Origin of the sequence: Stackebrandtia sp. (assembly GCF_035643755.1) — a bacterium.
In the GTDB taxonomy this organism is placed as follows: Bacteria; Actinomycetota; Actinomycetes; order Mycobacteriales; family Micromonosporaceae; genus Stackebrandtia.
Map to the genome: position 1 here is coordinate 1 of NZ_DASQPW010000210.1, position 7510 is coordinate 7510.

The 7510-nt window shown below is 71.1% G+C and carries 4 protein-coding genes and 2 pseudogenes; 4 read left to right on the forward strand and 2 right to left on the reverse strand.

All coding sequences use genetic code 11. The annotated features are described in order from the left end of the window. A pseudogene (locus VE172_RS16180) lies at positions 1-1466 on the reverse strand (endonuclease Q family protein); the annotation flags it as partial. Between the two features lie 68 nt (positions 1467-1534). Here VE172_RS16180 and VE172_RS16185 point away from each other — a divergent pair. Beyond that, on the forward strand, positions 1535-2101 hold the full coding sequence (locus VE172_RS16185) for a GNAT family N-acetyltransferase (RefSeq protein ID WP_324802965.1): 567 nt from the start codon (positions 1535-1537) through the stop codon (positions 2099-2101). Between the two features lie 81 nt (positions 2102-2182). Beyond that, the gene (locus VE172_RS16190) at positions 2183-3433 is read left to right on the forward strand and encodes an MFS transporter (RefSeq protein WP_324802966.1); all 1251 of its coding nucleotides are present in this window, start codon (positions 2183-2185) and stop codon (positions 3431-3433) included. Between the two features lie 90 nt (positions 3434-3523). Here the strand turns inward: VE172_RS16190 and VE172_RS16195 are convergent, their stop codons facing one another. Continuing rightward, entirely contained in the window at positions 3524-4723 is a 1200-nt protein-coding gene (locus VE172_RS16195; protein ID WP_324802968.1) for an amino acid deaminase/aldolase, read from the reverse strand. A 358-nt stretch (positions 4724-5081) separates the two neighbouring features. Between VE172_RS16195 and tmk the strand changes: the two genes are divergently transcribed. Further along, positions 5082-7175 (forward strand): dTMP kinase, encoded by a 2094-nt coding sequence (gene tmk / locus VE172_RS16200; protein ID WP_414715111.1) that lies wholly within the window; start codon positions 5082-5084, stop codon positions 7173-7175. Beyond that, a pseudogene (locus VE172_RS16205) lies at positions 7172-7510 on the forward strand (DNA polymerase III subunit delta'); the annotation flags it as partial. The gene tmk and the pseudogene VE172_RS16205, both read left to right, overlap by 4 nt.

A 7510-nucleotide genomic window follows, 5' to 3' on the forward strand; every position in this document is an offset into this window, starting at 1 on the left:
GTGCTTTCTCCCGCGTCGGGCACCGCGGAAGCGTTGTCCACCAGCGTCTCCCCGTCGACGTCGGGCCGTCCCGCGTCCGACGTCACGGAGCCGCTTCGTTCCACGTCCGCCTCACCGCGCTGGCGCGGGACCCGCGCGGGCGGTGGGGTCTTCTCGACGGGGGGACCGAACAGCGCCTCGTCGAACAGCGCGGGCACGTCGGCGACCGTGAGGCGCTTCAGCTCGTCGGGTTCGAAGAGGCGGATCACGCCGTACTCTCCGTCGAAGCCAGGCTGGCGGTTCGCCTCGCCGCGCCGCAGGCGGGAGATGGCCTCGCCCAGCAGCGTGTCGTGGGCGGCGATGTCACCGACGGGGACGTCCTCCAGAATGGACAGCTCGGGACCGAAGGCGGCCACCAGGGCGTCGACCTCGCCGCGCACCCGCTTGCTCTTCGGCCCCACGCCCGCGATCTCGCCGACGATCTCGGGCAGCGGCACCAGGTTGGTGAAGCCGGGCTTGTTGGGGGGACGCGTGTCGGCGGGACGGTCGGCGAGCTCCTCGACGCGGCTCAACACGCCGACGGTCAACGGCTTGCCGCACTCGGGGCACAGCGACCCCCGCCGACGGGTCTGGGCGGGCTCCATCCACACGCCGCACTTGCGGTGACCGTCCACATGGTATTTCCCCTCCTCGGGGAAGAACTCCACCGTGCCCGCCAGGCCCCGCCCCGTTTGGAGGGCCCGCCTGATCGCGAAATAGTCCACATCGGTGTCCAGCGCCGTGGATTCGCGGCCCAGCATGGGAGGCGAGTGCGCGTCGGAGTGGCTGACCAGCTGGTACCGATCCAGACCTGAGATGCGCCAGAACATCTCGGGATCGGCAGACAGACCCGTCTCCAGGGCGAAGATGTGATCGGCCAGGTCGCGGTAGGCGTCGGCCACCACGTCGAAGCCCGCCTTCGATCCCAGCACCCCGAACCACGGCGTCCACACGTGCGCGGGCACCAGGTACGCGTCGTCCGAGCTCTCCAGCGCGATCTCCAACAGGTCGCGGGAGTCCAGGCCGAGGATCGGGCGGCCGTCGGAGCCGATGTTGCCGATGCTCCCCAAGCGACGGTTGAACTCGGCGGCGGCGTCCAGATCGGGCATGTAGACGAGGTGGTGGATCTTGCGGGTGCGGTCGCCGTACTTGTAGATCGTGGAGATCTCCACCGACAGCATGAACCGCACGGTGCGATCCGACAGGCTCGGCGGCAGATCGCGGCGCACCCCACCGTCCACTTCGTCCTTCAGGCGGAAGAGGCCGGGCTCGGACGGGATCAGGTTGTCCCGCAAGTGATCGAACCACGCGGGATGGGTGAAGTCGCCCGTGCCGACCACCGTGATCCCCTTGCGCCGCGCCCACCACGCGAGATGCTCGAGGTCGCAATCCTTGCTACAGGCGCGGGAGTACTTGGAATGGATATGCAAATCGGCGTGAAACCGCACGGCGACATTGTGCCATTCGGGCGTGAAACGTCCTGGTGTGGGCGAGGGGCGAGCCTTAGGCTGCGGCGATGACCGATTTCTCGATTAAGCCGACGCTCAAGGGCGAGCGCGCCACCCTGGTGCCGATGGCCCCCGAGCACTTTCCCGCGCTGTGGAAGGCCATGAACGACCCCGAGGTGACTCGATACACGGGCAGCCGCGGCGAGACCACCGAGGAGGTGGCCCGCCACTGGACCTCCACCCGAGGCGACACCACCGACCGCCTCGACCTGGCCATCGTCGACAACGCCACGGGCGAATGCGTCGGCGAGGCCGTGCTCAACGAATGGGAGCCCGAGGATCGGCGCTGCAACTTCCGCATCATGATCGGCCCCGACGGCCAGGGGCGCGGGCTGGGGACCGACGCGACGCGGCTCATCGTCGGCTACGGGTTCGAAACCCTTGGGCTGCACCGCATTTCGCTGGGGGTGTATGCGTTCAACCCGCGGGCGCGGCGCGCCTACGAGAAGGCGGGATTCGTGCGCGAGGGCGTCGAGCGCGACGAGCTGCTGTGGGACGGACAGTGGGTCGACAACATCATCATGTCCATCCTGGAAGACGAGTGGCGACGGCACCGCGGACACCCCGAGGGATGAAAATCACTCGCCCGCCGACTCCCGCGAGCCATAGGGTTATTCGACGTGGCCCCCCGCGTTGAAACCCCTGAACAATCGCGTATGCGTAAGGTGCTCGGCTCCCTGGTAGTCGATACCCGCCCCCTGCGGATTCCCGCGTTCCGCAACCTGTGGTGGGGCGGCGTCGTCACGGGCGTCGGCTCCCAGATGACGATCGTCGCCGTCCCGAAACAGATCTACGACATCACGGGATCGTCGGCGTGGGTGGGCGTGTCGGGCATCGTCGGGCTGGTGCCCCTGTTGATCTTCGGGTTGTGGGGCGGCGCCATCGCCGACGCCATCGACCGCCGCAAGCTGCTGATGTTCACCAGCGGCGGCACCGCCGTCATCTCGGCACTGCTGTGGGTGCAGGCGTTCAGCGGCACCACATCCCTGTGGCCCGTGATGATCCTGCTGGCGTTCAACCAGGCCCTGTACGGCATCGACCGCTCCACGCGCGGCGCCGTCGTGGCGCGGATCGTGCCGTCCGAGCAGCTGCCCGCGGCGGCGGCGTTGAGCGCGTCCATGTCGATGATGTCGGCGATCGTGGGGCCGCTGGCGGCGGGCGCGCTGCTGCCGTGGCTGGGGCTGCCCGTCCTGTACGGCATCGACACCGTCGCGGTGACGCTGGCGATGATCGCGGTGTGGCGACTGCCGTCGATCCCCCCGCTCACCAGCGAGAAGCGGCGCGCGGGGCTACGGGAAGTGTTGCAGGGCTTCAGCTATATGGGGACCCAGAAGGTACTGCTGGCGTCGTTCCTCATGGACATCATCGCCATGGTCGTGGGCATGCCGTTGGCGATCTTCCCCGAGATGGCCGAACGGACGTTCGGCGACCCGTCGGGCGGCGGTCCCGCGCTGGGGTGGCTGTTCGCCGCCATCCCCATCGGGTCGCTGCTGGTCAGCCTGGTGTCGGGCTGGGTCGGGCGCGTTCGACGCCAGGGCGTGGCCGTGGTGGTCGCGATCGCGGTGTGGGGCGCGGCGATGGTGGGATTCGGTCTGTCCCATACGTTGTGGCTCGCCGTGGTGTTCCTCGCGATCGGCGGCGGCGCCGACGTGATCAGCATGATCTACCGACAGTCCATCCTCCAGACGGCGGCCACCGACGAGATGCGCGGACGCATGCAGGGCGCCTTCACGGTCGTGGTCGCGGGAGGCCCCCGCCTGGCGGCCATGACCCACGGCTGGGCGGCCGCCGCCGTCGGCACCTCGGCCGCGGCGGCGGGAGGCGGCGGGCTGGTGATCGTCGGGATCGTCATCGCCACGGCGCTGCTGCCCGCGTTCTGGCTGTATAGAGCGCGCGTGGAGGCGTGAGGACGCGGGGCCGAGGACCTACGGAGGGCTCGCCACAGACCCCTCGCGTGTGAAGCGAGTGCTCTCCCGTTCGACCCGCCACCACAACCCTTACAGGAACGCCTTTCCCTCGCCGCGATACGTCGGCACGGTGTCCACGACCGAGTCGCCCGCGATCAGGTGCAGGTGGTTGACGCGCTCGCACAGCTCCCCCGCCTTCGCGTGGCGGAACCAGACGCGATCGCCGATGTCGAGGTGGCGCGCCGCCTCGCCGGTGACGGGGGTTTGGACCTCGCCCGCGCCCTCCATGTCGGCGAGCTTGAGGCCCGCGGGGAGCCAGGGGCGGGGGAGGCGGGAGCGGCCCGCCGCGCCCGAGGCGACCCAGCCTCCGCCGTGGAGCGTGACCGTGGTGGGGGCAGCGCGGCGGACCACCGACAGGGCGAAGGCCGCCGCGGGTTGGAGCGTGAAGTTGTCGTAGTCGTCGAACAGGGCGGGGGCGTAGAAGCCGCTGCCCGCCGTCAGCTCGGTGACCGAGGGGTCGGAGGCGGTGAGCTCGAGGCTGCCCGTGCCGCCCGCGTTGACGAACTCGAGGTCGGCCACGGCGCGCACCGCCGCGACCGCCTTGGTGCGGCGGCGGCGCAGCTCCGCGAAGGAACGGCGCTGGGCGAGACGGATCAGGGCGGGCACCGCCGCGCCCTTGGGCCCGAGGCCCGCGATCTGGCCCTCGTAGCTCATCAGGCCGACGAGGTGGAAACCCTTGCGCGCCAACACCTTCTTGGCGAGGCGGACGGCGTCGATGGGCGCGTGGACGGGCGAGCGCAGCGGACCCAGGTGGGTGCCGAGCACCTTCCAGGACGCGTCCAGGTCGATGCACACCCTGATGGACGGGCGGGTGGACGGCGGGGCGATCGCGTCGACGAGGTCGAGCTGGGCGACGTCGTCGATCATGAGGGTGACGGCGGAGGCCGCGCGCTCGTTGCCGGCCAGCACCGCCAGGGCGGCGCGGTCGGCGGTGGGGTAGCCGATCACGGCATCGTCCACCGTGCCCTGCTCCACCAGCCACAGTGCCTCTTCGAGGCTGAAGGCGAGGATTCCCGCGTAGCCCGCCCCGCGCAGGGCGCGCTCCAGCAGCGCGCGGCAGCGCAGCGACTTGCTGGCGACCCGCACGGGCAGCGAGCGGGCGCGCTCGCGCATCGACCGCCCGTTGGCGTCGAACGCGTCCAGGTCGACGATCGCCACGGGCGGCGAGAACTTCGCGGTGGCGGTGTCGTATCGCTCCCGCTGCTCGGCGCCATTGTGAAAATCCCTCATGTTCGAAGCATAGACCGCGCGGGATGCGGCCACGAGTGCCCTCGTGCGGCGACAGGCGTGTGGATCGAGCCCGGCACGGCGGAGGAGGGGCCTTCGTCGACGACAAAGGCCACGACGACTATGCCGCCGGGCGAAGCGTCCAGGCGTCTCGCGGCCCGCCGAACGGGTCCTCACCGCCACATCCTTGGGTGTCGCCATGGCCGCGGGCGCGGCGCCGATACCCTGTGGAGATCAATCTGGAGGGAGCAGGATGTCGGGCGTGTCAGACCTGGGAGCGATCCTGCGCATCCGCCCCTTCCGTCGCCTGTGGCTGTCGCTGGGGCTGTCGGCCATCGGCGACTGGCTGGGGCTGTTGGCGATGTCGCTGTTCGCCGCGTCCCAGTTCCACAACCCCACCGCGCAGGGCGCCGCCTTCAGCGCCGTGATCGTGGTGCGCCTGGTGCCGTCACTGATCCTCGGGCCGATCGCGGGCGTCTTCGCCGACCGCTGGGACCGCCGCATCACCATGGCCGTGTGCGACGTGCTGCGCTTCCTCCTCTTCGCGTCCGTGCCCCTGGTGGCGCTGTGGACGGGCGACGGGCTGAAGGCCGCCAGCTGGACCGCGATCGCGACGTTCTGCATCGAGGCCGTCGGCATGATGTGGATGCCCGCCAAGGAAGCCGCCGTCCCGAACCTGTTGCCCCGCAGCAAGCTCGAGGCCGCCAACCAGCTCACCCTGGTCACCACCTACGGCCTGTCCCCCGTGATCGCCGCGGGCGTCATGTCGCTGCTGTCGACACAGTGGATGGCGGTGCCGCTGGCGAGCCTCGGCGGCTGGGCGCAGCCCGCCGCCATCGGCATCTACCTCAACGCCGTGACCTTCATGGCCGCCGCGATCGTCGTGTTCTTCGGCATCCCCGAAATCAGCGTCCGCAAGATCGAGCCGGGACAGGCGCCCGGCGACAAGCCCCACGGGCTGTGGCGGGACTTCGCCGAGGGCTGGCGCCACATGAGCGGCAACAAGATGGTGCGCGGGCTCGTCCTGGGCATCCTCGGCGCCTTCGCGGGCGCGGGCGTCATCATCGGCAGCGGCCAGTTCTACGCCCGCTCCCTGTCGGGCGGCGACGCCGCCTTCACCCTCCTGTTCGCCACCGTCTTCATCGGACTGGGAGTCGGGATCGTGGCGGGGCCGGGCGCCGTGGGCGAGCTGTCGCGGCGCCGCTGGTTCGGCATGAGCATCGTGCTGGCGGGCATCGGGCTCGGCATTGACGCCGTCGCCCCGCACCTGGCCGTGGCCGTCGCGGGCACGCTGATCGTCGGCGCGGGCGCGGGAATGGCGTTCCTGTCGGGCATCACGCTGTTGGGCCGCGAGGTCACCGACACCGTGCGCGGGCGGATGTTCGCGTTCATCTCCACCAGCGCCCGCGTCGTGCTGATGGTCGCGGTGTCGGTGTCGTCGGTGATCGGCGGCTTCGGCGCCGCCCGCACCCTCGACCTGGGCATCGTCTCCCTCGACCTGTCGTTCAGCCGCATCCTGCTGCTGGTGGCCGCCGTGCTGGCCGCGCTGTCGGGGTGGATCGCGTTTCGCTACATGGACGACAAGCCGGGCGTGCCGATCCTGGCCGACCTGTGGAGCTCGATGCGGGGACGCCCGCTGACCACCGAGGCGCCCGCGGGCGGCTTCTTCGTCGCCTTCGAGGGCGGCGAGGGCGGCGGAAAGTCCACACAGGCCGTCAAGCTCGCCGCGTGGCTGCGGCTGCGCGGGCACCAGGTGGTGCTCACCCGCGAACCGGGCGCCACCGAGCTGGGCATGCGGATCCGTTCCCTGCTGCTGGACCCCTCCTCGGGCACCTCGCCGTCGCCGCGCACCGAGGCGCTGCTGTACGCCGCCGACCGCGCGCAGCACGTGTCCAAGGTGGTGCGTCCCGCCCTGGAGAAGGGCGACGTCGTCATCACCGATCGATACATCGATTCGTCCCTGGCCTATCAGGGCAGCGGACGGGACCTGCCCTCCGACGAGGTGGCGTGGCTGTCGTCGTGGGCCACCGGCGGCCTGCGCGCCGACCTGGTGGTGCTGCTGGACATCGACCCGCGGGTCGGCCTGGTGCGGGCCACCGGCGGCACCGACGGCGACCGCCTCGAACAGGAGTCGCTGCGCTTCCACGAGGCGGTGCGCGACAAGTTCCGCGACCTGGCCGCCGCCGACCCCTCCCGCTACCTCGTCGTGGACGCCACCGACGACCCCGAGCGGATCGCCAGGCAGGTCACCGAGCGGGTGGAATCGATGCTTCCCGCGCCGCGCAAGAACACCGAGGATGACACAGCCGCGGGTTATGGTGTCGACGCCGACGCCCTGCCGCCCGAGGCCCCCGAACCCGACGCGCCGACGCCCGACGCCGACGCCGAACCCCAGGGGCCCGACGGCAACGACGGCCAGGTGCAGTTCTCGACAGGAAGGGCCACGCCATCATGACCGCGCCCGTGTTCGACCGCCTCGTCGGACAGGACGACACCGTCGCCACCCTGGGCGACGCGGTGGCCGCCGCCCGCGCGGGCACCGCGGGAATGACCCACGCGTGGCTGTTCACGGGGCCGCCCGGTTCGGGCCGCTCGGTGGCCGCGCGCGCCTTCGCCGCCGCGCTGGAGTGCCCCGAGGGCGGCTGCGGCGAGTGCTCGGCGTGCCGCACCACCCTGGCCGGCACCCACGGCGACGTCACCCACGTCATCCCCGACGGCCTCACCATCGGGGTGGCCGCCGTGCGCGAGCTCATCTCCGCCGCGCAGCGCGCCCCCAGCACGGGCCGCTTC